This window comes from Streptomyces sp. BA2 (assembly GCF_009769735.1).
Taxonomy (GTDB): domain Bacteria; phylum Actinomycetota; class Actinomycetes; order Streptomycetales; family Streptomycetaceae; genus Streptomyces.
Window position 1 is genome coordinate 993172 of the sequence record NZ_WSRO01000002.1, and the last position, 22095, is coordinate 1015266.

At 70.8% G+C, this 22095-nt stretch carries 24 protein-coding genes and 1 pseudogene; 4 read left to right on the forward strand and 21 right to left on the reverse strand.

The genetic code is table 11. The features are described from left to right. Positions 1–81: 81 nt before the first annotated feature. Positions 82–702, forward strand: a complete 621-nt coding sequence (locus E5671_RS07210; protein WP_160503006.1) for an L-threonylcarbamoyladenylate synthase — start codon at positions 82–84, stop codon at positions 700–702. 9 nt (positions 703–711) lie between these two features. Here the strand turns inward: E5671_RS07210 and E5671_RS07215 are convergent, their stop codons facing one another. From E5671_RS07215 to E5671_RS07250, 8 genes are all read right to left on the reverse strand, one after another. Beyond that, positions 712–1377 (reverse strand): alpha-ketoglutarate-dependent dioxygenase AlkB, encoded by a 666-nt coding sequence (locus E5671_RS07215; RefSeq protein ID WP_160503007.1) that lies wholly within the window; start codon positions 1375–1377, stop codon positions 712–714. Beyond that, positions 1374–1937, reverse strand: coding sequence for a hypothetical protein (locus E5671_RS07220; protein WP_160503008.1), 564 nt, complete (start codon positions 1935–1937; stop codon positions 1374–1376). The genes E5671_RS07215 and E5671_RS07220 overlap by 4 nt, the downstream gene beginning before the upstream one ends. Continuing rightward, entirely contained in the window at positions 1934–2236 is a 303-nt protein-coding gene (locus E5671_RS07225) for an Ada metal-binding domain-containing protein (RefSeq protein WP_160503009.1), read from the reverse strand. The genes E5671_RS07220 and E5671_RS07225 overlap by 4 nt, the downstream gene beginning before the upstream one ends. Beyond that, entirely contained in the window at positions 2233–2967 is a 735-nt protein-coding gene (locus E5671_RS07230; RefSeq protein WP_160503010.1) for a 2OG-Fe(II) oxygenase, read from the reverse strand. Before E5671_RS07230 ends, E5671_RS07225 begins: the two co-directional genes overlap by 4 nt. 32 nt (positions 2968–2999) lie before the next feature. Next, complete coding sequence (locus E5671_RS07235; protein ID WP_160503011.1) at positions 3000–3503, reverse strand: methylated-DNA--[protein]-cysteine S-methyltransferase; 504 nt, start codon at positions 3501–3503, stop codon at positions 3000–3002. A gap of 224 nt (positions 3504–3727) precedes the next feature. Then, complete coding sequence (locus E5671_RS07240) at positions 3728–3946, reverse strand: hypothetical protein (RefSeq protein ID WP_160503012.1); 219 nt, start codon at positions 3944–3946, stop codon at positions 3728–3730. Continuing rightward, on the reverse strand, positions 3939–4910 hold the full coding sequence (locus E5671_RS07245; protein WP_336605690.1) for a DMT family transporter: 972 nt from the start codon (positions 4908–4910) through the stop codon (positions 3939–3941). The genes E5671_RS07240 and E5671_RS07245 overlap by 8 nt, the downstream gene beginning before the upstream one ends. A 142-nt stretch (positions 4911–5052) precedes the next feature. Beyond that, positions 5053–5955 carry an EamA family transporter gene (locus E5671_RS07250; RefSeq protein WP_160503013.1) on the reverse strand — a complete coding sequence of 301 codons (903 nt, stop codon included), beginning with the start codon at positions 5953–5955 and terminating at the stop codon, positions 5053–5055. A 103-nt stretch (positions 5956–6058) separates the two neighbouring features. On the opposite strand from E5671_RS07250, the gene E5671_RS07255 reads away from it, so the two are divergent. Beyond that, positions 6059–6910 carry a LysR family transcriptional regulator gene (locus tag E5671_RS07255; protein WP_160503014.1) on the forward strand — a complete coding sequence of 284 codons (852 nt, stop codon included), beginning with the start codon at positions 6059–6061 and terminating at the stop codon, positions 6908–6910. Between the two features lie 116 nt (positions 6911–7026). Here the strand turns inward: E5671_RS07255 and E5671_RS07260 are convergent. The 7 genes and pseudogenes from E5671_RS07260 to E5671_RS07290 all read right to left on the reverse strand — a co-directional run. Next, a pseudogene (locus tag E5671_RS07260) lies at positions 7027–7458 on the reverse strand (PPOX class F420-dependent oxidoreductase); the annotation flags it as partial. A 179-nt stretch (positions 7459–7637) separates the two neighbouring features. Then, positions 7638–8810: an ABC transporter permease gene (locus E5671_RS07265; RefSeq protein ID WP_237330480.1), complete on the reverse strand. Its 1173-nt coding sequence runs from the start codon at positions 8808–8810 to the stop codon at positions 7638–7640. 92 nt (positions 8811–8902) lie between these two features. Next, on the reverse strand, positions 8903–9610 hold the full coding sequence (locus E5671_RS07270; RefSeq protein ID WP_160503017.1) for an ATP-binding cassette domain-containing protein: 708 nt from the start codon (positions 9608–9610) through the stop codon (positions 8903–8905). Further along, positions 9607–10965: a peptidoglycan-binding protein gene (locus E5671_RS07275; protein WP_160503018.1), complete on the reverse strand. Its 1359-nt coding sequence runs from the start codon at positions 10963–10965 to the stop codon at positions 9607–9609. The genes E5671_RS07270 and E5671_RS07275 overlap by 4 nt, the downstream gene beginning before the upstream one ends. Beyond that, positions 10965–11552 carry a hypothetical protein gene (locus E5671_RS07280; RefSeq protein WP_160503019.1) on the reverse strand — a complete coding sequence of 196 codons (588 nt, stop codon included), beginning with the start codon at positions 11550–11552 and terminating at the stop codon, positions 10965–10967. Before E5671_RS07280 ends, E5671_RS07275 begins: the two co-directional genes overlap by 1 nt. Before the next feature lie 124 nt (positions 11553–11676). Then, entirely contained in the window at positions 11677–12576 is a 900-nt protein-coding gene (locus tag E5671_RS07285) for a prephenate dehydrogenase (protein WP_336605691.1), read from the reverse strand. Beyond that, positions 12573–13898: an aminotransferase-like domain-containing protein gene (locus tag E5671_RS07290; RefSeq protein ID WP_160503020.1), complete on the reverse strand. Its 1326-nt coding sequence runs from the start codon at positions 13896–13898 to the stop codon at positions 12573–12575. Before E5671_RS07290 ends, E5671_RS07285 begins: the two co-directional genes overlap by 4 nt. A gap of 177 nt (positions 13899–14075) precedes the next feature. Between E5671_RS07290 and hppD the strand changes: the two genes are divergently transcribed. Both hppD and E5671_RS07300 read left to right on the forward strand, forming a co-directional pair. Next, positions 14076–15197 (forward strand): 4-hydroxyphenylpyruvate dioxygenase, encoded by a 1122-nt coding sequence (hppD, locus tag E5671_RS07295; RefSeq protein ID WP_160503021.1) that lies wholly within the window; start codon positions 14076–14078, stop codon positions 15195–15197. A gap of 10 nt (positions 15198–15207) precedes the next feature. Beyond that, entirely contained in the window at positions 15208–16296 is a 1089-nt protein-coding gene (locus tag E5671_RS07300) for an alpha-hydroxy acid oxidase (protein ID WP_336605692.1), read from the forward strand. A gap of 7 nt (positions 16297–16303) precedes the next feature. Here E5671_RS07300 and E5671_RS07305 read toward each other — a convergent pair whose 3' ends face one another. The 6 genes from E5671_RS07305 to E5671_RS07330 form a co-directional block, all read right to left on the reverse strand. Next, positions 16304–16516, reverse strand: coding sequence for a ferredoxin (locus tag E5671_RS07305; RefSeq protein WP_160503023.1), 213 nt, complete (start codon positions 16514–16516; stop codon positions 16304–16306). Positions 16517–16539: 23 nt separating this feature from the next. Beyond that, a complete protein-coding gene (locus E5671_RS07310; RefSeq protein WP_160503024.1) occupies positions 16540–17784 on the reverse strand; it encodes a cytochrome P450 in 1245 nt (414 codons plus the stop codon). A gap of 7 nt (positions 17785–17791) precedes the next feature. Beyond that, the gene (locus E5671_RS07315) at positions 17792–18964 is read right to left on the reverse strand and encodes a cytochrome P450 (protein ID WP_160503025.1); all 1173 of its coding nucleotides are present in this window, start codon (positions 18962–18964) and stop codon (positions 17792–17794) included. Between the two features lie 25 nt (positions 18965–18989). After that, positions 18990–20501: a tryptophan 7-halogenase gene (locus E5671_RS07320; RefSeq protein ID WP_160503026.1), complete on the reverse strand. Its 1512-nt coding sequence runs from the start codon at positions 20499–20501 to the stop codon at positions 18990–18992. A 76-nt stretch (positions 20502–20577) separates the two neighbouring features. After that, positions 20578–21864, reverse strand: coding sequence for a cation:proton antiporter domain-containing protein (locus E5671_RS07325; protein WP_160503027.1), 1287 nt, complete (start codon positions 21862–21864; stop codon positions 20578–20580). Further along, a complete protein-coding gene (locus E5671_RS07330; protein WP_160503028.1) occupies positions 21865–22092 on the reverse strand; it encodes an MbtH family protein in 228 nt (75 codons plus the stop codon). It abuts the gene before it with no gap. Positions 22093–22095: the final 3 nt, after the last annotated feature.

The window sequence follows — 22095 nt, forward strand, 5'->3', positions numbered from 1 at the left end:
TGGTTTCGGCTGGGCCCAAGTGGTTCGGCTGGGCCCGGTGAGTAACCCGGGTCCGCTGATGCGATCACGTACGCTCGGCGGATGGCGAAGTATTTTGACGTGCACCCCGAGAACCCCCAGCAGCGCAGCATCAGCACCGTGGCCGACAGCATCCGCTCCGGTGCGCTGATCGCGTATCCGACGGACTCCTGTTTCGCGCTCGGCTGCCAGCTGGGCAACCGCGACGGCCTCGACCGGATCCGGAAGATCCGGAACCTCGACGATCGCCACCACTTCACCCTGGTGTGCGAGAACTTCGCGCAGCTGGGCCAGTTCGTGCACGTCGACAACGACGTGTTCCGTGCGATCAAGGCGGCCACGCCGGGCAGTTACACCTTCATCCTGCCCGCGACGAAGGAGGTGCCGCGCCAGCTCCTGCACCCGAAGAAGAAGACGGTCGGTGTCCGGATTCCCGACCACGTCGTCACGCAGGCCCTGCTCGCCGAGCTCGGTGAGCCGCTGCTCTCCAGCACTCTGCTCCTGCCCGACGAGGAGGAGCCGCTGACCCAGGGCTGGGAGATCAAGGAACGCCTCGACCATGTGGTGGACGCCGTGGTCGACTCGGGCGACTGCGGTACGAGCCCGACCACGGTCATCGACTTCTCCGGCGGCGAGGCCGAGATCGTGCGCCGGGGTGCGGGCGACACCTCGCGGTTCGAGTAGTCGCCGGGGTCAGTCGGTGAGGCCGGTGACCCGCATCGTGATGTTCAGGCGGCCCGAGGTCAGGCCGGTGGCGGGGTCCGCGGTGCCTTCGTGGACCTTGGGCACGCCGTGGAAGATGTAGCGCGAGGGACCGCCGAAGACGAACAGGTCGCCCGAGGCCAGTTCGATGTCGGTGTACGGCTTGGTCCGGGTCTCCGTGTTGCCCACGCGGAACACGCAGCTGTCGCCGATGGACAGCGAGACCACCGGGGCCGATGACCGCTCGTCCTTGTCCTGGTGCATGCCCATCTTGGCCTGCCCGTCATAGAAGTTGATCAGGGCCGTGTCCGGGGTGTAGTCGGCCGCGGCCGCCGGGTCGCCGTCGCCGTACGCCGCCGTGAGCGCACGGCGGCCGAGGTCGACCATCCAGTCCGGGAACGCGGCGACCCGGCGGCCGTTCACGTCACCGGCGGTGCGCGTGTACTGGTACGGCTGCCAGTGCCAGCCCACGCACACCGTCCGCACGGACATGACCCCGCCGCGCGGCAGTTCGGTGTGGCGGATCGGCACCGGCCCTGTGGCCCACTCGCGGCACACGGTGACGAGTTCGCGCTGCTGGGCCAGGGTGAGCCACTCGGGCACGTGCACCGCGCCGGGGGCGATCTCCGTGGTGGGGCGGGGAATCAGGGCGCTCACGAGGTCGCCTCCGCGGGCGGGTGGGTGGTGACCCAGCGGTGGCGTACGTCCCAGGTGGCGCCGCCGGCGGTGACGCCACGCAAGCCGTGCAGGACGTCGTCCCCGGCGAGCGCGGGGACGCGGGAGTCCTGGAGGGATGCGAACGCGTAGGTGCGGGCCGGGTCCCAGCGGGTGGAGTGGCGCAGACGGCGGGCCAGCTGGGCGAGGCCGAGGGGCGCCGCGGCCACGACCCAGGCGTCCGGGATCTCCGCGGTCAGCCGGTGCGCGGGGCGCAGCCAGGACGCGGCGGTCTCGGGCCAGCTCACTGCGGTGAGGACCGTGCCACCCCGATCCGTCCACGCGGCGGCGAAGGCTTCGGCGGCGGCGCGGGAGGCTGTGTCGCGGCTGTGCCCGATGGTGACGGTCTCGATCCGCGCCTTCGGGAGAGTCAACACCCCGATGAGGGCGGCGAGTTCGGCTTCGGTGTGCGGGGCGGGCGCGGGCAGGTCCGCGTAGGCGGCCCGCTCGGCGGCGCTGATGAGGGGCGAGCGGGAGGACTCCCGCTCCTTGAGGATGCTCATGGTGTGCCGGTGCTTTCTGGGTCTGCTTTCCAGCGAGCGTACTGAGCGGGCAGGCAGACCGCACAGGGTCGGTGTCCGGCCGCGATCGCGGTGGCCTCGTCGGGGAAGAACACCCGGTGGGTGGCGTAGGGGCCGCGGGCGACGGCCCGCAGCGCGGAGGGGCAGTCGAGGCGGCCATACAGGCGCCCGCGGCGGTGCCCGCCCAGGGCGCCCGGTGTGCCGCTGGGGTACGGCTTTCCGTCGGGGCCGCACAGCGTGTACGTACGCGGGTCCGGCTCCCCCGCCCGGGAGGGGTTCACGCCGCGTCGTGGAAGACCAGGCCGAGTGTGTGCCTGCGCCCGGAGCGGACGGTGCTGACGCCGTGCCGCATCGGTCCGGTCGACCAGCCCCGCTTGGAGGCCGCAGGACGGTCGCGGGTCGTGAAGATGAGCCCGTGGCCCTGCGGCAGGGTCGTGGACGATCCGCGCGACTGGGCGCGGGGGCGCTGCTCGGTCATGATGAACTCGCCGCCGGTGAAGTCGGCCCCCGGGGCGTCGAGCCCGATGACGACCTGGAGCGGGAAGAGCATGTCGCCGAAGACGTCGCGGTGCAGGGCGTTCCAGTCGCCGGGTCCGTAACGGAGCAGGATCTGCGCGGACTTGGCCTGCCCGGCCGCGTGGCACATCTCCACCCACTCCCCCAGGGTGTCGGGCCAGGGGGCGGGCTTGTCGAGCCTCGCGGCCCAGTCGCGGGCGATGGGCAGCAGCCGGGGGTAGAACGCCTCGCGCAACTCCCTTACGACATCAGGGAGTTCGTGGGTGAAGTAGCGGTACTGGCCGGAGCCGAAGCGGTAGCGGGCCATGTCGATGGTGGCGCGGAAGCGGTCGGTCTCGTCGTACAGGGCGGCGATGTCGCGGCAGGCTTTGGGGGTAAGGATCCTGCCGGTGAGGGCATGGCCGTGCTCGTCGAGCTCGGCGGCGAGCGCGTCCCAGTCCCCCGCCTGGACGCGTTCGCCGACGCGGGCGGCCGCCGGGTGCATGGTGTCGATCATGATGTGGGTCCTTCGAGGTGCTGCCGTGCGGGTCAGAGGAGGGTGGGCTGCAGGGCGCCTTCGAGGGTGAGGAGACGCACCTTGCGCTCCACGCCGCCCGCGTAGCCGCGCATGGAGCCGTCGGCGCCGATCACGCGGTGGCACGGGCGCACGAGAAGCAGCGGGTTCGCGCCGATCGCGGCGCCGAGGGCCTGGATCCGCCCACGGTCCACGCCGATGCGCGCGGCGAGTGCGCCGTAGGTGGTGGTTGTGCCGTACGGGATTTCCTCCAGGGCGCTCCAGACGCGCCGCTGGAAGTCCGTGCTGCTCGGGGTGAACTCGATGTCGAACGCGGTGGGTTCACCGCCAAAGTAGGCGGCCAGCTGCCGTGCGATCCCCGAGAACCGGTCCGGGTCGCGGACCCAACTGCCCTGCACGGCGGGCGCGTTCCCCTGACCGGGCATGGACAGTGACGCCAGCGAGACGCCGTCCGGCGTAGGTTCGCCCACAAGCAGCAACTCGCCGAGTGGGCTGCCGACGGTGGCGTAGACGGTCATGATGACCTCCCTCTTCTTTCCTGCCTTGCTTCTCTTCGCTTCCCTTCACCCTCAACAGTGGGACGGTGGGGGCGCGGATGCTGGCGGAAATCGGACGTCGCGCTGACTTCGGCAGGTTCTAGCCCGGCCCCCGTGGCCGCAGGACAGCCGCTGTCTCCTGTTGCGAGCAGGGGGCCGCAGCCATGGGGGGTAATTGGGCAGGGGCGGCAGGACCGCGACGCCCACTAGGCGCGCTCGTTGCCCCCCGGCTCGACGACCTCGTCCAGGACCTTTCGGACCGCTTCGTACGCGGAGGCGAAGATCTCCGCTCTCAGCGCTTCGTTCGGGTCGTCCGTCTGGGATTTGTCGGACTCTGCCTTCCATCGTCCCTCCTCCTGCTGGGCCCAGTCCCGGGCCCGCTGGATTCGGCGCAGCAGTTCGTCGGCATCCACGACATCAGTCATGCGGGGAATCTACCCGCGGACGCCGCGCCCCAGCCGTACGACCCGAGGCTTCCGGGGTTTCCATCGGCGGTGAAACCGGAATCCGCTTCTGGCGGCGCGTCATGCCCACTCCGACGAGTACGACCACCATCCCCGCTGCCACCCGGAAGCTGAACGCCTCGTCGAGCACGACGGCGCCCAGGGCCACGGAGACCACCGGCAGCAGGTACCCGACGGTCGCGGCGTTGGTCGCGCCCTCGTCCGCGATGATCCGGTAGGTGAGGTGGAAAGTGACGCCGGTGGCGAAGATCCCCAGGATGACGACGGCGATCAGGGCCGTGGCATCGACATGGATCGTCTCCAGGCCGCCGACCGGCAGGGCCAGCGCCGTCAGGCCCGTCGCCGCCATGAGCTGGGCGGCGGAGAGGGACAGGGTGGGCATGCCCTTCCCGACGAGGTGACGTCCCATGTAGGCGAAGCCGACGGCGTAGCTCGCCGCCGCTCCCACGATCGCGAGGGCGCCCCAACTCGCCAGCCCTGACTGCTGCCACGGGGCGAAGATCAGCGACGTACCCGCGAAACCGAGGAGGAGTCCGGCTAGGCGGACGGGGCGCAGTCCCCGTTCCGTACCGATCGCGAGGCCGATCAGGACGGACCACAGCGGAGTCGTCGCGTTCAGCGCGCCTGCCACCCCGGAGTCGACCGTCTGCTGCCCGACGCTGAAGAGTCCGAAGGGCAGGGCGTTGCAGAAGAAGGCGGCGACGAAGATGTGCTTCCACGTCGTGCGGGCCCGCGGGAGTCGGTTGCGCGTACTGAAGAGCAGGACCGTCAAGGTCGCCGCCCCGAGTGCGCAGCGCAAGAGGGTGACCTGTACGGGAGACAGGCCGTCCAGGGCCAGTTCGATCCACAGGAAGGTCGATCCCCAGAGGAGGGCGAGTACGCCCACCCTTGCCGCTGCCCACGTTCTTCCGGGGACGCCGTTCACTGTTGTTCTCCCTGTCCTGTCCTGTTCGGGCCGTTGGCAGTGAACGATGCCGCCGCCGACCTGAAAGGACAAGCAAAGAGTTTTGAATCGTCGTTAAGCTCAGCTTCATTCGCAAGGGCGGCTGACCGTTGTCGTCTCGGGACTACTTCAGGACGCTGACCCCGTTCGCCGTCACGATCGCCGCGATAGCCAGCCACTCCACCCAGTCCAGGGACTGCCCCAGGACCACCATGCCCACGAGGGCCGCGAGGACCGGGTTGACGCTCATGAAGATCCCGAAGAAGCGGGCGTCGACCCGGCGCAGGGCGAGCAGGTCGGCGAGGAACGGGACCGCGGAGGACAGGATCCCGGCGGCGGCCGCGCACGCCAGGGCGGTGACTGTCGGCGTGTGGTGGGCGAGCACCACGATGCCGACCGGCAGGTAGAGGAGCCCGGAGATTCCCGCGGCGGCGGCCGACCCCTCGACGCCCGGGAGGCGTGCTCCGACCGTGCGGTTGAGCAGGATGTACGAGGCCCAGCAGGCGGCGGCGAGCAGGCCGAGCGCGATGCCGACGTAGTCCGTGCTGGGTTGCGGGCGGGCCAGCGCGACCACCGCTGCCCCGGCCACGACAGCGCAGCCGAGGTCCACCGCACGGCGGGACGCGGTCAGCGCGACCGTCAGCGGGCCCAGGAACTCCAGGGTCACCGCGAGGCCGAGACCCACGCGGTCGATCGCGGTGTAAAGGGAGAGGTTCATGGTGGCGAAGACCGCCGCCAGGCACAGCAGCGGCCACCACTGGCGCCAGGTGAAGGTGCGCACCTTGGGCCTGCCCACCGCCAGGAGCACGGCTCCCGCGACCCATTGCCGTACGGCCACGACACCGGCAGGGCCGATGACGCCGAACGCCAAGGCGCCTGTGGCGGCGCCGACTTGGTTGGACAGGCCACTGCCGAACATCATCGCCATGCCCGAAAGGCGGCCCCGTGAACTCTGCGCCGGATCACTCGAACATTCCTGGACACCCTGGACCGCGGCGGGCACGGCTTCGCTCTGAGACGTTCGCATGCACCGCAGAATGCGTCACTCGCGCGCATACGAAAAATGCATACGAGTGCTCATCCATACGCTCTGGTTATCCATGCGCTCCGGTCACCCATAGACTGAGGTCATGGATCTGGAGCTGCGGCATCTGCGCTGCCTGGTCGCCATCGTCGACGCCGGCGGCTTCACCGATGCCGCCGCCGAGTTGGGTGTCTCCCAGGCGGCCGTCTCCCGCACCCTCGGCGGACTGGAGGAGGTGCTCGGGGTGCGCCTGCTGCACCGCACAAGCCGGAGCATCACGCCCACGACCGCGGGAGTACAGGTGCTCGCCCGGGCCCGGCACCTGCTCGCGGAGGCCGACGACCTCATCCGTGAGGCGACCACCGGACACACCCGGCTGCGCATCGGCCACGCCTGGTCGGCGATGGGCCGGCACACGGCGGAGTTCCAGCGCCGCTGGGCCGCCGGGCACCCCGACGTCGAGCTGTACTTGATCCGGACGAACTCCGCGACCGGCGGCCTCGCCGAGGGTCTGTGCGACCTCGCGGTCGTCCGCACGGCCTTCGACGAGACCCGTTTCGCCAGCACTGTCGTCGGTCACGAGCGCCGCTTCTGCGCCCTGGCGAGCGACGACCCGTGGGCCAGGCGGCGCTCCGTTCCCCTGGCCGACATACGGGACCGGACCCTCCTCATCGACCGGCGCACCGGCACCACCACCGCCGAACTGTGGCCCGAAGAGGCGCGCCCTCCGGTGGAGCACACCCAGGACATCGACGACTGGCTGGCCATCATCGCGTCCGGCCGCTGCGTCGGCCTCACCCCGGAGAGCACCGCCAACCAGTACCGCCGCGACGGCGTCGTGTTCCGCCCGCTGCGCGACGCCGACCCCATCGCCGTCCATCTCATCTGGCGCCGCCACGACCCGCATCCCATGACGCACGCCGCCGTGGCGCTCCTGACCGATCTCTACCGCAAGTGAGGCGGCGGGCCGTCCGTGCCGAGCTGTAGACCGGGGCCTCCCGCCACCGCCTCGCTGCCGGGTCCCTTGAAGGCCAGCTTGGGACCGCTGCCCGCGAGGATCCGTTTCCCCGCGGCTCCGTACACGTGCTTGACGTGCAGCCGTATCACCAGGCGCCGCTCCCGCACCATCGCGGCGCGGAACCCCTCCCAGTCGGGGTGCTCACCCTGGAACCCCCGGAAGACCAGGGCCAGTTCGTCGGCTACCGCGTCATGCGGGTCGGTCACGACCGGCGTCAGTTCGGCGTCGCCCTCGGCGATCATGTAGGAGAAGCCGGTGCCGTCGGTGACGAGGAAACTCGCGCGCGGATCACGGCGCAGATTACGGGTCTTGGCGCGGCTGTCGGTGACCATGAGACGGATGAGGCGGTCGTCGGGGTCGTAGGCATAGCCGACGTTGGAGAGTTGCGGGCGGCCGTCGCGTTTGAGGGTGACGAGCGTGCCGATGCGCTGCTCCTGAAGGAGATCGAGCAGGGCGCTTTCGTCGACTTTCCCTAAATGCTCAGTCATACGGGCGAGAATACGAGAGACGGTGGCTGTCCAGTTGAACCAATTTGGGCATACTGCGGAAACAAGCGACGCACAGAGCGATGCCCTCGTCGCCCGCGGGGGATTTGGGCTGACGAAGGCACCGCGTCCATGGGGTAGTCCATGGAGTAACTGCCGTATGGGGTCACGTCTTTATGGGGTCACGTCGTGGCAAGCGCCTCCGTCGGAGGCAGCCGCGCTGCGCGGACCGCGGGATAGAAGCCGGCGAGCCCGCCGATGACCAGGGTCGCGCCGACACCGCCCGCCATCGCCCAGACCGGCACCACCGAGGGCCACCCCTGGTAGGTGGAGTAGCCGGAGGTGACGGCGATGCCGAGCAGGACCCCGCCCAGGCCGCCGAGCGCCGAGAGCAGCAGGGCCTCGCAGAGGAACTGCGTACGGATCTGGCCCCGGGTGGCGCCGAGGGAGCGGCGCAGGCCTATCTCGGAGCGGCGTTCCAGGACCGAGATGACCATGGTGTTGGCGACGCCGACCCCGCCGACGAGCAGGGCGACCGCGCCCAGGCCGAGCAGCAGGCCGCTGAGGGTGTCGTCGGTGGCTTCCTTGGCCTCCAGGACGTCGGAGGGGCGCGAGACGTTGGCCTCGCTGGGGTTCTCCGGGTTGGCGGTGGCGCCGAGCACGGACTGGACGTCGCTCACGGCGGATTCGTCGGCGCGGGTGTAGACCGTCGTCGGGTAGCCGTCGAAGTCCAGCTCCTTCTCCGCGACGGGCCAGCCGACCAGCGCGGCCGAGTCCAGGTCGGGGACGAGTTCGTTGGGAGCGAGGATCCCCACGACGGTGAACCACTGACCGCCCAGCCACACCCTCGTGTCGGGTCCGGCCCGGAAGACGCCCAGCTGTTCGGCGGCCTTGGGGCCGAGCACGACGGCCGGGTAGCGCTGGTTCGCGGCGTTCAGCCAGCGGCCGTCGACGACCTGCGCGCCCGCCGTCTTCGGCAGGTCCGTACGGGCCGCGTAGACGTTGAGGCCCCCGGTCTCCTCCTTCTTGATGTGGTCGTTGCGGTAGACCTTGGCGCTCGTCTTGCCGATGGCGGAGACCGAATCGACGTCCTTGATGTTGCCGATCATGTCGACGGACGAGTCGGGCAGATGGGCCGCGTCACCGGCGAACGACTGGCCCGGCGAGACGGTCAGAAGGTTCGTGCCGAGGGCGGCGAGGCGCCGGTTGAGGTCCTCGCTGCTGGATGTGGAGATGCCCACCACGCCGACCATCGCCGCGATGCCGATGGCGATGCCGAGCGCCGAGAGGAACACCCGCATGGGGCGCGAGCGCAGGCCCGACCCGCCGACCCGCAGCACGTCGGCCGGGCCCATCCGGGCCGGCTTGGGGCGCGGCGGTGGCGCGGGACGGGGCAGTTCGCGGGCCGTGCCCCGCTCCCCTGTCGTACTCAACTCCTTGGTCGGGTTCATCGCAGGGCCTCCTCGGGGAGGAGTGCCGCGGCGTCGGCTTCGATGCGGCCGTCCTTGATCCGGACCTCGCGCGGCAGTGAGCCCGCGATGTCCCGGTCATGGGTGATGACCACGACCGTGGTCCCCGCCCGGTGCAGTTCGTGCAGGAGCTCGATCACCACCGCCCCTGAACGGGAGTCGAGGGCGCCCGTCGGCTCGTCCGCGAGGAGCAGCGGCGGGTCGCCCAGGACCGCACGTGCGATGGCGACGCGCTGCTTCTCACCGCCGGAGAGCTGATGCGGCTCGTGGTAGAGCCGGTGGCCGAGGCCGACCCGGCGCAGGGCCCGCTCGGCGAGTCTGCGCCGCTCGGCGCGCGGCCTGCCGCTGTAGAGCAGCCCGTTCGCGACGCTGTCCAACGCCGGTACTCCGGGGGCGAGATGGAACTGCTGGAAGACGAAGCCGATCGTCCCGGCGCGAAGCGCGGAGAGCTCCCGGTCGCTGAGGCGGTCGATGTCGTGCCCGTCGATGTGCACGGTGCCGGTGGTGGGGCGGTCGAGGGTGCCCATGATGTTGAGCATCGTGGACTTGCCGGAGCCGGAAGGGCCGACGACGGCGAGCAGCTCCCCGCGCCCGATGACGAGGTCGGCGCCCTTGAGCGCCTCGACCTCTCCGTACGTCTTGGAGACTCCGGCCAGTTCGACCACCGGGTGGGCCGCAGTGGTCACTTGGGGACCCCCACGACCGTGCCGTCGGTGATGCCGGCGCCGGACACCTCGACCATGCTGTCGGCGAACATGCCGACCTTGACCGCCCGCGGCTTCACCTCGCCGTCGGCCCCGGCGACCTCCACGGCGTAGCCGCCGCCCTTCTGCGCCACCAGGGCGTTGACGGGGACCACGAGCACGTCCTTGCGGGTCTCCGCCTTGAGGGAGATCTCCACGGCTGCCGCCTGGTAGCGGCCGAGGCCCTTCTGGTCCCCGACCTTCAGCTCCACGGGCAGGGTGGGTTTGTCGTCGCCGCCCGACTGGCCGCCCGAGTCCTCGGAGCCGCCGTCCTGGGACGGCGTGGAGGGGGTGCCTACGTCGGTCACCTCGGCCTGCACGGTGGTGTCGTCGGGCAGGGTGACGGTGGCCTTGGTGCCCTTCTCGACCATGTCCTCGTACTGCACGTCGAGGTCGACGGTGACGGTGCGTTCGGTGCCGGTCCAGGTGAGGACGGGCCCGTTCGACGGGGCTCCTGCCATGGCCTTCACCTCGGCTACGCGCCTGGCGCCGGGGGCGACCACGGCGTCCGACGGCTGCACGGTCCCGGTCTCCTCGCGGCCCAGGTCGTCCTGCCAGTCCCGCACGGCCTCGGCGGTTCCGGCGTCGTACGTGTCGTCGACGGTGAAGCCGGTGTAGCCGAGGGCGGAGAGGTTCCTCTCCAGGATCTCGACGTCCCTGCCCTCGGTGCCCGTCTCCAGCGGGCGGTAGAAGGGGGTGGAGCCGTAGAGCAGCGGGACTTGTCGCTCCTCCACCCTGTAGGCGGCCTCACCTCGCTTGACGGTGTCGCCGTCGCCCGGCACCCAGGTGATGATCCCGGCGCCCGCCTTGGCGGCGGCCGGGGCCTGTACGGCTGTCGCGTCGCCGTAGCCGAGGTTTCCGTCCACGGTCTCCGTACGCGTCAGCGTGGTGCGCTCCACCTCGGCGGTCTTCGGTGGCGCGGAGGGGGCGTCGCCCGCCGATCCGGAGCCGTCGTCGCCGAAGACGCCGGTGGTGGCGGCGCCCGCCGCCGCGACCACGGCGATCGCGACGACGACGATCAGCGACATCCGCAGTGGGCGGCGCCTGCGGCGGTTCGCCGGAGGGGGCGGGGTGCCTTCGCCGCCGTCGCCGCCGTCGTCGTCGCCGTCGCCCGCACCGGGGGCGGTCTCTTCGGAGGCGGTACCGACGGCGTCGGGGGTCCGCTCGGACACCTCTCCGGGCGTGTGCAGCTCCAGGGCTCCGGCGCCGCGGGCCGAGGTCTCATGGAGCTCGGCCTCCTCGAACTCCCCTGCCTCTTCGTCCCGTTCCCTCTCACGGGTCTCGTCCGGCGCGGTCATCAGGCGCCGCCGCCGGAGCCGGTGAGGCCGCCGCCGGGCCACTTGTCCTGGCAGGCGATCCTGGCCTTCTGGAACTCGTCGCTGCCGGGGTCGATGCCGCTCGCGCCGAAGTCGAGCGACATGTTGCCGCCGTTGATCTCCGGGTCGGGCAGCTTGGGCAGACCGTTCTCGCGCATGCACTTCGCCCACGCCGCGACCTTGGCCGAGTCCAGCGGTTCACCGCCGCCTCCGCCTCCGCCGAGCTGGCCGCCCTGGGGCATCTTGTCGCGGCAGGCCTCCGTGGCGGACTGGAACTCCGGCGAGTTGGGGTCGACGTCGCCGCCCGGCGTGAGCGCGATGCCGCCGCCCGCGTCCTTCTGCGGGTCGGGGAAGCCGGACACGCCGTTCTCGCGCATGCACTGGGAGAAGGCGAGGGCCTGGTCGAAGGGGCTTGTGGGTGAGGCGTCCGCCTTCTTCGGGTCGTCGGACGACGACGCCGACGAGTCTTCGGAGCAGCCGCTGAGGAGCACGCCGGCCACGAGGGCCGATGCCGCGAGCAGTGTCTGTGCGGTTCGCCTGTGCGTGTTTCGCTTGTGTGTGGTGGACATGGGGCCAAGTTCTACGCGGGGACCGGTCACACGGCGGATACAAGCGGCTCCGTCCGTACAGCCTCGTCCGGTCACCGGGCGCAGGCGCCGAGAGCACCCCAACTCACCTGCGAAGACGGCGACTTCACCGCGGAGGGCAAGGCACGGGCCGTCCAGGGCGGGGCTCGTCCAGTTCCCCCATCCCGGCCACGCCACGGTCGAGGAGGTCCACCAGGGTGTGCCTGCTCTTGCCGGAGAGCTCCTGCCCCCGCTCGCGGTCGGCGAGGTCGTACAGGGCGGCTACGACGCTGGAGAGGTCCTCCTGGAGCCGGGTGAGGATGTCGGCGACCGCCGCCGCGTTGGACTCGACGATGTCGCTCCACAGCCGGGAGTCGCCGCGGGCGATCCTGGTGGTGTCGCGCAGCCCCTGCCCCGCCAGATGGGCCGCCTCCGCCGGGCCCTCCCGCAGGCGGGCCGCCATCAGGCTGGCCACCAGATGCGGTGCGTGGGAGGTCAGCGCCACCGCGTCGTCGTGGGCGCGGGCCCGCATCACGCGGGGTACGGCGCCGCACAGGGCGATCAGGTCCAGGGCGCGGCCGAAGGCGGCCCGGGAGGTGAGGCGGGTGGGGGTGAGCACCCAGGCCCTGTCCCGGAACAGCTCCGCGCGGGCGGCGAGAGGGCCCGAACGCTCGCGTCCTGCCAGGGGGTGGCCGCCGATGTAGCGGGACGGGTCGGGGGCGGTGTCCAGGATCTCCCGCTCCGCGTGCGCCTTCACGCTCGCCACGTCGGTGTAGCTCAACGCGAGGCCCCGTCCCTGGAGTTCGGCAAGGACCGGGGCGATCTGGCTGGGCGGCACCGCGAGCACGGCCAGGTCGACGGGGCTCGGCGGGGGCTCCGGCCGTCCGGCGCCGAGTACCGCGGCGGCGCGGACGGCGGACTCGTCGCGATCGGAGAGGTAGACGCTCACGCCGCGCAGGCGGGCCGCGAGGGCCACGGAGGTGCCGATCAGACCGGTGCCGACGACGGCCATGGTGCGGATCGTCACGCGACCTCACCGTCCAGACGCTCGCGGATCAGCGCGGCGAGCCGGTCGAGGCCCTGCTCGATCCGGTCGTACGTCAACGTGCTGATCGACAGGCGGAGTTGGCGGAACCCGTCCGACGCGCCGTAGAAGTGGTGCATGGGCGTGAACAGCACGCCGTGGCGGCGCGCAGCGTGCTCCAGGAGGGTGTCGTCGACGGTGAAGGGCACGGTGAGCACGATGAAGAAGCCGCCGGTCGGTGCGTTCCAGGTGACGTCGGGAAGGCTCCCGAGGCGCCGGTCGAGTCCGTCGAGCACCTGGTGCAGGTTGTGGCGGTAGACCTCCGTCTCCTGGCGGTTGGCGGCGACCAGACTGCAGTCGTGGGCGAGGAGCTTGCCGCCGATCACGGCCTGGGCGATCGGTGAGGTGTTCACGGTGAGCATGCTCTTGAGCTTCGACAGCTCATCGGCGAGCAGGACGTCACCGCCGCTGTGGCCGGTCACGCGCTGGTCGGCCACCACGTAACCCACGCGGGCGCCCGGCATCCCGGTCTTGGCGAACGAGCCCAGATAGACGACGCGTTGACGGCGGTCGAGTGCCTTCAGCGTGGGCGGCCGGTCCGCGGCGCTGTTCAGAAGGCCGTACGCGTTGTCCTCCAGGAGCAGGAGGTCCTCGTCGGCGGCGATCTCCAGGAGCCGGTGCCGGTCGGCGAGCGGCAGACTGACGCCCACCGGGTTGGCGAAGTCGGGCGTCACGTAGCAGGCGCGAACCCGCCGCCCATCGGCGCGTGCCCGGCGCAGCTGGGCCAGCAGGTCGTCGAGGTCGATGCCGTGCGCTGCGGTGCGCACCGGGAGCACGGGCATGTCGGCGAGCAACGCGGCTCCCGTCAGGCCGACATAGGTGGGGCTCGGGGCGAGTACGGCATCGCGGTCGTCGGCGCGCAGCGCGCGCAGCAGCAGGAACATCGCCTCCTGGCAGCCGACCGTGACGACCACGGATGCGGGGTCGGCGTCGATGCCCTCGTCCACGGCGAGACTGCGCGCCACGAGGTCGCCGATGATCCCCTTCGTCGCGCCGTACTGGAACAGCGTGCGTGCGGTCTCCGCCTCGCTCAGACCGAGCCGGGTACGGAGGTGGTCGCAGAAGACCTGGAGGTATTCGTGGAGTTGGGTCACGTCGTAGAAGCCCTCGTACGGGCGGCCCGCCGCGAACGAGATCGCGTCCGGATAGGTGTCGGCGACCTGGTTGAGGAGGTTCATGGACTCCATCGACACATCGGCGAGCGACGCGTGCAGTGTGGCCGCGTTCAACTCGGCGAGGGCGATTTCCGTTTGCAGGATTTCCATCGCTTCAGCGTCTCCTGACAACAGATCCACATCAATGGCTTGACAGGTGCGGAAACAAAAAGGCAGTCGTAGCATAGGCCCGCAAAGAAAATTCTGCCTCGCGCTTTCTGCTGTTCCGGCATTCCGCGAACCGACGCGAGAGCAAGAATCCGCATTCTTCTTCCCACGAGGACTCCGATGACGGATTTACCCGCAACGGCCCCTAACCATGACCTCGCAGATCTCACGGATCTCACGGATCTCGCGATCGACTATGTCGAGATGTATGTCGACGGCCTGGAGGCGGCGGTGTTCGCCTGGGTCGACGAGTACGCCTTCACGGTCGTCGGCACCGGCGGATCCGCCGAGCACCGCAGCATCGCCTTGCGCCAGGGCCGGATGACCCTGGTGCTCACCGAGGCGACCGCGGGGCGCCACCCCGCCACCACGTACGTCACCACGCACGGCCACGGCGTGGCCGACATCGCCCTGCGCACTGCGGATGTGTCCGCGGCCTTCGCCGCCGCGGTGGCGGGCGGCGCACGTCCCGTGCGGCAGCCGACACGGCACGCGGGCGAGGGCCCTGCGGTCACGGCCACCGTCGCGGGCTTCGGCGACGTCGTGCACACGCTGGTCCAGCGGACCCCGGAGGAAGGCCCCGGGCTCCCGGCCGGCTTCGTTCCCGCGCTCGGCTCGCGCGAGGCGCGCACCAGTGAGGTGGGGCTCCTCGACATCGACCACATCGCGGTGTGCCTGAACGCCGGCGACCTCGAATCGACGGCACGCTTCTATCAACAGGCACTCGGTTTCCGTGAGGTCTTCAAGGAGCACATCGTCGTCGGCGCCCAGGCGATGGACTCCAAGGTCGTGCAGAGCGCGACCGGGGCGGTGACGCTGACGCTCATAGAGCCCGATCCGCTGGCGCAGCCCGGTCAGATAGACGAATTCCTCAAGAGCCACCACGGCGCCGGGGTCCAGCATCTGGCCTTCTCCAGCAAGGACGCCGTCCGCTCCGTGCGCACGCTGTCCGCGCGCGGTGTCGCGTTCCTCCAGACCCCGTCGACGTACTACGAACTGCTCTCCGAACGGATCGGGCTCAAGTCCCACACCCTGAACGAACTGCGCGCGACGAACCTCCTCGTCGACGAGGACCACGACGGTCAGCTGTTCCAGATCTTCACCGCGTCGACGCACCCGCGCGGCACGATCTTCTTCGAGGTCATCGAGCGCCAGGGCGCCCGGACCTTCGGCAGCTCCAACATCAAGGCGCTGTACGAGGCCGTGGAGCTGGAACGGACCGGGCAGCGTGTGGCGCGCTGACCCCGCGGCCGTGCGCGATCTGAGCGACGTCGAGCGCGCCGCGGCCGCGGCCCTGCCACCCGAGGTGTGGGACTTCGTCGCGGGTGGCAGCGGCCGTGAGCGGTCCCTCGACGCGAACCGGGAGGCGTTCGACCGCATCTTCGTCGCCTCCCGGGTGCTCAGGGACGTCTCGGGGTGCACCACGGAGGCGGCGCTCCTGAAGCGTCCGGTGCGGATGCCGGTGGCGGTCGCCCCGGTCGCGTACCACCGACTGGCGCATCCCGAGGGCGAGTTGGCCACCGCCCGGGCGGCGAAGACGGCGGGTGTGCCGTTCACGGTGGCCATGCTGAGCAGCGTCCCCGTCGAGGAGGTCACGGCGGTCGGCGGCACGGTGTGGTTCCAGCTCTACTGGCTCCGCGAGCGGCAGCGCACCCTGGACCTGGCGCGCCGGGCCGAGGACGCGGGCTGCGAGGCGTTGATGCTCACCGTCGACGTGCCCTGGATGGGCCGGCGTCTGCGGGACGTGCGCAACGGCTTCGCGCTGCCCGGCCATGTGCGGGCGGCGCATCTCGACGGCGGTGCGGCCTCTTCGGCGCACCGCTCATCGGCGGACGGCTCGGCGGTGGCCGCCCATACGGCCGAGGCGTTCTCACCCGCGGTGACCTGGCGTTGTGTGGAGGAGCTGCGGGCTGCCAGCCGTCTCCCGCTCGTGCTGAAGGGTGTCCTTGCACCCGAGGACGCGGTGCGGGCGGCCGAACTGGGCGCGGACGCCGTCGTGGTGTCGAACCACGGTGGCCGTCAGCTCGACGGCGCGCTGCCCGGCATCGACGCCCTTCCCGAGGTGGTCGAGGCCGTCGGCGGCACGTGCGAGGTCATGGTGGACGGCGGTATCCGCAGCGGGACCGACGTGCTCAAGGCGCTCGCGTCGGGGGCGGACGGGGTCCTGGTGGGGCGACCGCCGGTGTGGGGGCTCGCCGCGGCCGGAGAGGCCGGTGTCCGTCAGGTCCTCGATCTGCTGGCCGACGAGCTGCGTGACGCGCTGGGCCTCGCGGGCTGCGCAGGGGTCGAGGCGGCCGGGGAGCTGCGTACGGTGCGCTTGCCGCAGGGCGGCCGCGTCTGAGAGAGCGTCAGTGGCCGGCGGTGTCGTGTTCGTGCAGCGTGATCGCGCCGGACGGGCACCGCGCGGCCGCCGCGCGCACGGCCCCTGCCACCGCGGGGCCCGGGTCCTGTGCGTTCAGCAGGACCTTGCCGTCCTCGTCGGACTGGTCGAAGACAGCGGGCACTTGGGCCATGCAGAGCCCGGAACCCGCGCATCGGTTGCGATCGACCCGTATGTCCATCTGTTCCTCCTTGGCCTTGTCCTTCACCAGGTGACCGGCAGCCGCTGCACACCGTGGGCGAGCGCGTGCACGCGGAACGGCACCTCGTGCTCGGGCACGGCGAGGCGCAGGCCGGGGAAGCGCCGCAACAGCGCCGGGTAGGCGATCCGCAGTTCCATGCGGGCCAGTGCCGCGCCCAGGCAGTGGTGGATGCCGTGGCCGAAGGCGACATGGGCCCCCGGCGCCCGTGCGATGTCGAAGCGGTCCGGCTCGGCGAGCAGCGCGGGGTCTCGGTTGGCCATCGGCAGCGAGCACAGAACGTGCTCCCCCGCCTTGATGAGCTGGTCCCCGACGGTGACGTCCTCCAGGGCTGTCCGGGGCGTCGGGGCGTGCGGAACCGAGAGGTAGCGCAGCAACTCCTCGACCGCGCCGTCCACGGCTCCGGGGTCGTCGCGCACGGCGGCGAGCTGGTCGGGGTGACCGAGCAGCAGGAGGGTGCCGAGGCCCAGCATGCCGGAGATGTTGTCGAGGCCGGCGAGCACCAACAGGACGCACACACCTCGCAGTTCCTTGTCCGTGACCTCGTCGCCGTGGTCGCGGATCAGCATGCCCAGGAAGCCTTCGTCGGGGTCGGTGCGCTGCCGGGCCACCATCGCGGCGACGTACCGCGAGAGCAGTTCCCCTGCCGCCGCCCGGCGCTGCCGCCCCCGGCCGGGCGCGAGGAAGGCGTGGCAGCGGCGCAGGAAGTCGCCGCGGTCGTCGCGGGGCACTCCGATCAGCTCGCACAGGGCCGCGCCGGGGACGGGCGAGGCGAAGGCCCCGACCAGTTCGGCGGGCGGCCCCGTGCGTTCCATGGCGTCGAGGTGCTCGGTGACGATGCCGGTGATGCCCGGCTCGATCCTGCGCATCCGGCGCAGCGTGAACTCGGGCGTGAGGAACTGCCGGAGCCTTGTGTGCTCGGGCGGGTCGTAGTCCATGAGCTGCCCGATCAGCTCGTCGGGCCGCGGGCCCTCGTCCCGTCCCTCCGGTGAGCGCGGTCCGAAGCGGCGCCGGGTGGAGAACCTCCGGTGGTCGCCGAGGACTTGGCGTACTTCCGCGTGGCCCGTGACGAGCCAGACGGGCACTCCGTCGGTCCCCGGGCCCACGTCGATCCGGGTGACGGGACGGCCCTCTGACAGCCTGCGCAGCTGTACGGCCGGGCCGAAGCCTTCGCGGCGGACGTACACGGGTCCGGACTCGGTCGTCTCGGTCGTCTCGGTCGTCTCAGTCGTCTCAGTCGTCGATGTCATGGCTCCCCTACCAGGTGACCGGCAGTGTCTCCACGCCGTACGGCGCCTGTGTCCGGAAGCGGATCTCCTTTGGCGGTACGGCCAAACGCAGTTCGGGAAAGCGGCGAAGCACCGCCAGGTAGGCGCTCCTGAGCTCCATCCGCACCAGCGACGCCCCGATGCAGTAGTGGATGCCGTGGCCGAGCCCGACATGGGCGGTGGCCTCACGGGTGATGTCGAGGACGTCCGGCGGCGCGCCGGGCGGCCGGACGCGGTTGGCCGCGAACAGCGAACAGGCCACCTGGTCCCCGGCCTTGATCACCTTGCCCGCGAGGGGTACGTCCTCGCGGGCGGTCCGCGGCGACGCCGTCGGGATGATCGAGAGGTAGCGGATGAACTCCTCCACCGCCTGGTCGATCAGGTGCGGGCACCGCCTCAACAGGCTGAGCTGATCGGGGTGTTCGAGCAGCGCGAGGATGCCGAGGCCCAGCATGCTGGCCATGTTCTCGACGCCGGAGCCCATGACGAACGCGGTGAGGCCGACGAGTTCGTCGTCGTCGATGTCGTCGCCGTGCCGGCGCACCAGCCTGCCGAGCAGGTCGTCGCCGGGTGCGCGCCGGTTGCGGGCGACGAGTTGGTCGACGTACGCGAGATAGGCGGCGCCCGCGGTCATCTGCAGCTGTCGGCCGCGGAAGGCGGGGCGGCTGACCTTGAGCAGCCGCGCGAGCTCCGCCCGGTCGTCGCGCTCGACGCCGAACAGCTCGCACATGACGAGGCCGGGGACGGGCCAGGCGACGTGCCGCATGAAGTCGGCGGGCTGCCCTGCCTTCTCCAGGGAGTCCAGGCAGTCCGCCACGACGGATTCGACGGCGGGCTCAAGGCCGCGCATCCGGCGGACCGTGAACTCCGGTGTGAGCAGCAGCCTCAGCCGGGAGTGGTCGGGCGGGTCGTACTGGATGAGGTTGCCCGCCTGGACAGGGCGGGTGCCGCCCGCGGGCGGGGCCGTGCTGAACCGCTCCGCGTCGCCGAGGACCGCGCGCACCTCGTCGTGGCCCGTGACGAGCCAGCCCGTCGAGGAGCTTGGCCCGTCGCCGAGCTCGACCTCGGACAGCGGTGCCCGCGCGCTGAGTTCGCTCAGCTCGGGCAGCGGGTCGAGACGGTCCCTGCGGTTGTGCATGGAGAGGTCTGACGGCCGCGCCATGCGCGGACCTCCTTCGCTTCGATTGCTATGCGGGCGGGCTCTGGGCGGGCACGGGCTGCTGCCAGAACATGCCGTCGGGTGACGGCACCAGGCCTCCGCTGAACAAGGGGGCCTCCGCTTCGGCGTCATCGCCGAGCAGGGCGCGCATCTGGACCTGGCCGCCCTCCTGCATGACTTCGCGCACCACCGAGGACTTGAACAGCGGCACCATGCTTCCGTCCTCGCTGCCCGCCAGTTCGTCGACCGCGGCGGCGAACTCCTGCGACCCCGAGGAGAACCGCTTGGCGAGGATCTCGGCGTCGGTCAGGACGCGCTCGCCGGAGGAGACTCCGCCGATGAGTTCGACGAAGGACTGGAGTTCGGGCCGCTCGGTCCTGGTGACCTTCTTTGCCTGCCAGAAGTAGGAGTCCTCGTCGTGGTGCATGTCGTAGAAGGACAGGAGGAATTCGTAGAACACGCCGTACTCGCGCCGGTAGCGGGCCTCGAACTCCTTCAACGCCCGTTCCTCGTCGACGCGTTCGGACAGGACGCTGTTGATGGAGCGGGCCGCGAGCAGCGCGCTGTACGTCGCCAGATGGACGCCCGACGAGAACACCGGGTCGACGAAGCACGCCGCGTCGCCGATGAGGACGAGGCCGGGGCGGGAGAAGGTCGTCTGGTGGTACGAGTAGTCCTTGCGGACGCGCAGTTGTCCGTACTGGCCGGTGGTGACCCGCTTGGCGTCCGCGAGGTACTCGCCGATCAGGGGGCACTCGTCGACGAGCGCCATGAGCGCCTTCTCCTGGTCGCCCCGGATCTTCTCGGCCATCTCGCGCCGCACCACGGCGCCGACGCTCGTCAGGGTGTCGCTGAGCGGGATGTACCAGAACCAGCCGCTCGGGAACGCCACCGACAGGATGTTGCCGGAGTTGGGCTCCGGGAGCCGCTTGCCGCCTTCGAAGTAGCCGAACAGGGCGAGGCTGCGGAAGAACTCCGAGTATTCGCGTTTGCCGCCCACACGCTGGTACACGCGGCTCTTGTTGCCCGACGCGTCCACGACGAACGTGGCGAGCGCCCGGCGTACGTTGCCGTCGGCGTCGGTGTACGTGACGCCCCTGACCCGCTCGGCGTCGTCGATGACGTCGAGCACCGCGCAGCCTTCGCGTACCTCGGCGCCCACCTTGCGGGCGTGTTTGAGCAGGATGTCGTCGAACTTGGAACGCTCCACCTGGTAGGCGAACGACGTCGGTCCGCTCATGCGCGGGGAGACCGAGAAGGAGAAGGTCCAGGGGTCCGGGTTGGCGCCCCACCTGAAGGTGCCGCCGCGCTTGCGCGGGAACCCCGCCTTGGCCAGTTCGTCCGCGACGCCGGTCAGCCTGCAGACGCCGTGCACGGTGGACGGCAGCAGCGACTCGCCGATCTGGTGGCGCGGGAAGAACTCCTTCTCCAGGACAAGGACCCGCCGCCCCTGCATGGCCACGAGTGCGGCAAGTGTCGACCCGGCGGGCCCTCCGCCGACCACCACCACGTCGAATTCCTCGGAATCCGGCAAGGTCATCCCCCCTCTTTTCTCCCGGACGGGAAAACAGCAAATTCTCATGCTCAGTCGAGTCTGAAATCGCCCTGCCCGGGCGTCAAGGCTGTCCATCCGTCAGCGCGGGAACGGCCTTCTTTTCCGGACGGTGCGGGATTTTCCGTTCATGCCTGCGCCGTGCGAGAGAGAGCAAAGGCCCCGTCATGAAGGTGGTGACCAATGCCATGAGTACGAGAACGGTGAAAAGCGCAGGGCCGATGATCCCCGCGTCCAACGCGACGTTCAGGACGATCAGTTCCGTGAGACCGCGGGTGTTCACCAGCGCGGCGACGGTCGCCGAACGGTACGTGTCCATGCCGCTGATCCGCGATGCCGCGTACGCAGGTCCGAGCTTGCCCAGGACCGCCACGGCGAGGATCAGCAGGAGCAGGAGGCCGCCGTTCCCGTCCAGCGAGCCGATGTTGAAGGAAAGGCCCGTCGTCACGAAGAACAGCGGGAGCAGCAGGTCGGAGGTCTGCTCCATCGGCCGCAGCACATCGGCGTCCGGCACGCCGTCCCTGCGGGGCATCGTGAGGCCGGCGAGCAGCCCGCCGAACACGGGGTGCAGACCGAGCTCGGCGGTCACCCAGGCGCTGCCGAGCGCGAGGCCGAGCGCGATCGTGAGCTGGTTGGCGAGGACCACCCTGGAGCGCCGGAGCCACCACCCGAGCACCGGGCGCACCAGCAGGAACAGGGCCGCCACGAACAGGGCGATCAGGAGCAGCGTCAGCTGCCACGACCGGCCGGTGGCGTGCCCGGTGCCGGCGAGCGCGGCGGCGAGGACCAGCCACGCCACCACGTCCATGAGCCCGGCGGCAGTGGTGGCCACGGTGCCCTCGGGGGTGCCCGCGAGCCCCCGCTCGCGGACGATGGCCGCGAGCACGGGCAGCGCGGTGACGGAGACCGCCACGGCCATGAACAGCCAGAACGCCCTGCCGTCCGCGTGCCCCGGCTGGACCGCGTCGAACGCCCCGTGGAACACCCCCACCGCGCCCACGCCCAGACCGGCCGGGACCAGGAACGCGCACAGCGCCACGGTGGCCGCCGCTCTGCCTCCCTGGCGCAGCTGCCGCCAGTCCATCTCGTACCCCACGACGAACATGAAGATCACGATGGCGATCTGCGAGAGCACCGTCAGGAACGGCAGTACCTCCGGCGGGAAGAGCCGCGATGTCGGATCTCCGGGCAGGCGGCCGAGGAGCGTGGGGCCGAGGGCGATACCGGCGACGATCTGTCCGATGACCACCGGCTGGCCGCAGCGGCGGGCCAGCGCTCCGAGGAGGCGGGAGACGATGACGATGACGGCGACATCGCCGATCGCCACGGTCACCAGCGATTCCGTGTCCACCTACGGCGCCGCCGTCTCGTTCCTGCTCATGTCCGCGATGAGGCTCTTCGGCCGCATGTCCGTCCAGTTCTCCTCTATGTACGCGAGGCATTCCTGCCGGGTGCCCTCGCCGTGGGCCGTGGTCCAGCCTTCGGGGATCTCGGCGAAAGCGGGCCACAGGGAGTGCTGTCCCTCGTCGTTGACGAGAACCAGGAAGGTGCCGTTTTCGTTGTCGAACGGATTGGTCATCGT

Coding starts and splice junctions, on each gene's coding strand:
- E5671_RS07220 (WP_160503008.1), bottom strand. CDS start 1,937: ATGAGCATCCTCAAGGAGCGGGAGTCCTCCCGCTCGCCCCTCATCAGC.
- E5671_RS07280 (WP_160503019.1), bottom strand. CDS start 11,552: ATGTCCACCACACACAAGCGAAACACGCACAGGCGAACCGCACAGACA.
- E5671_RS07235 (WP_160503011.1), bottom strand. CDS start 3,503: ATGACCGTCTACGCCACCGTCGGCAGCCCACTCGGCGAGTTGCTGCTT.
- E5671_RS07230 (WP_160503010.1), bottom strand. CDS start 2,967: ATGATCGACACCATGCACCCGGCGGCCGCCCGCGTCGGCGAACGCGTC.
- E5671_RS07210 (WP_160503006.1), top strand. CDS start 82: ATGGCGAAGTATTTTGACGTGCACCCCGAGAACCCCCAGCAGCGCAGC.
- E5671_RS07250 (WP_160503013.1), bottom strand. CDS start 5,955: ATGCGAACGTCTCAGAGCGAAGCCGTGCCCGCCGCGGTCCAGGGTGTC.
- E5671_RS07265 (WP_237330480.1), bottom strand. CDS start 8,810: ATGGGCCCGGCCGACGTGCTGCGGGTCGGCGGGTCGGGCCTGCGCTCG.
- E5671_RS07315 (WP_160503025.1), bottom strand. CDS start 18,964: ATGGCGCGGCCGTCAGACCTCTCCATGCACAACCGCAGGGACCGTCTC.
- E5671_RS07275 (WP_160503018.1), bottom strand. CDS start 10,965: ATGACCGCGCCGGACGAGACCCGTGAGAGGGAACGGGACGAAGAGGCA.
- hppD (WP_160503021.1), top strand. CDS start 14,076: ATGACGGATTTACCCGCAACGGCCCCTAACCATGACCTCGCAGATCTC.
- E5671_RS07305 (WP_160503023.1), bottom strand. CDS start 16,516: ATGGACATACGGGTCGATCGCAACCGATGCGCGGGTTCCGGGCTCTGC.
- E5671_RS07290 (WP_160503020.1), bottom strand. CDS start 13,898: ATGGAAATCCTGCAAACGGAAATCGCCCTCGCCGAGTTGAACGCGGCC.
- E5671_RS07310 (WP_160503024.1), bottom strand. CDS start 17,784: ATGACATCGACGACTGAGACGACTGAGACGACCGAGACGACCGAGACG.
- E5671_RS07240 (WP_160503012.1), bottom strand. CDS start 3,946: ATGACTGATGTCGTGGATGCCGACGAACTGCTGCGCCGAATCCAGCGG.
- E5671_RS07255 (WP_160503014.1), top strand. CDS start 6,059: ATGGATCTGGAGCTGCGGCATCTGCGCTGCCTGGTCGCCATCGTCGAC.
- E5671_RS07320 (WP_160503026.1), bottom strand. CDS start 20,501: ATGACCTTGCCGGATTCCGAGGAATTCGACGTGGTGGTGGTCGGCGGA.
- E5671_RS07330 (WP_160503028.1), bottom strand. CDS start 22,092: ATGACCAATCCGTTCGACAACGAAAACGGCACCTTCCTGGTTCTCGTC.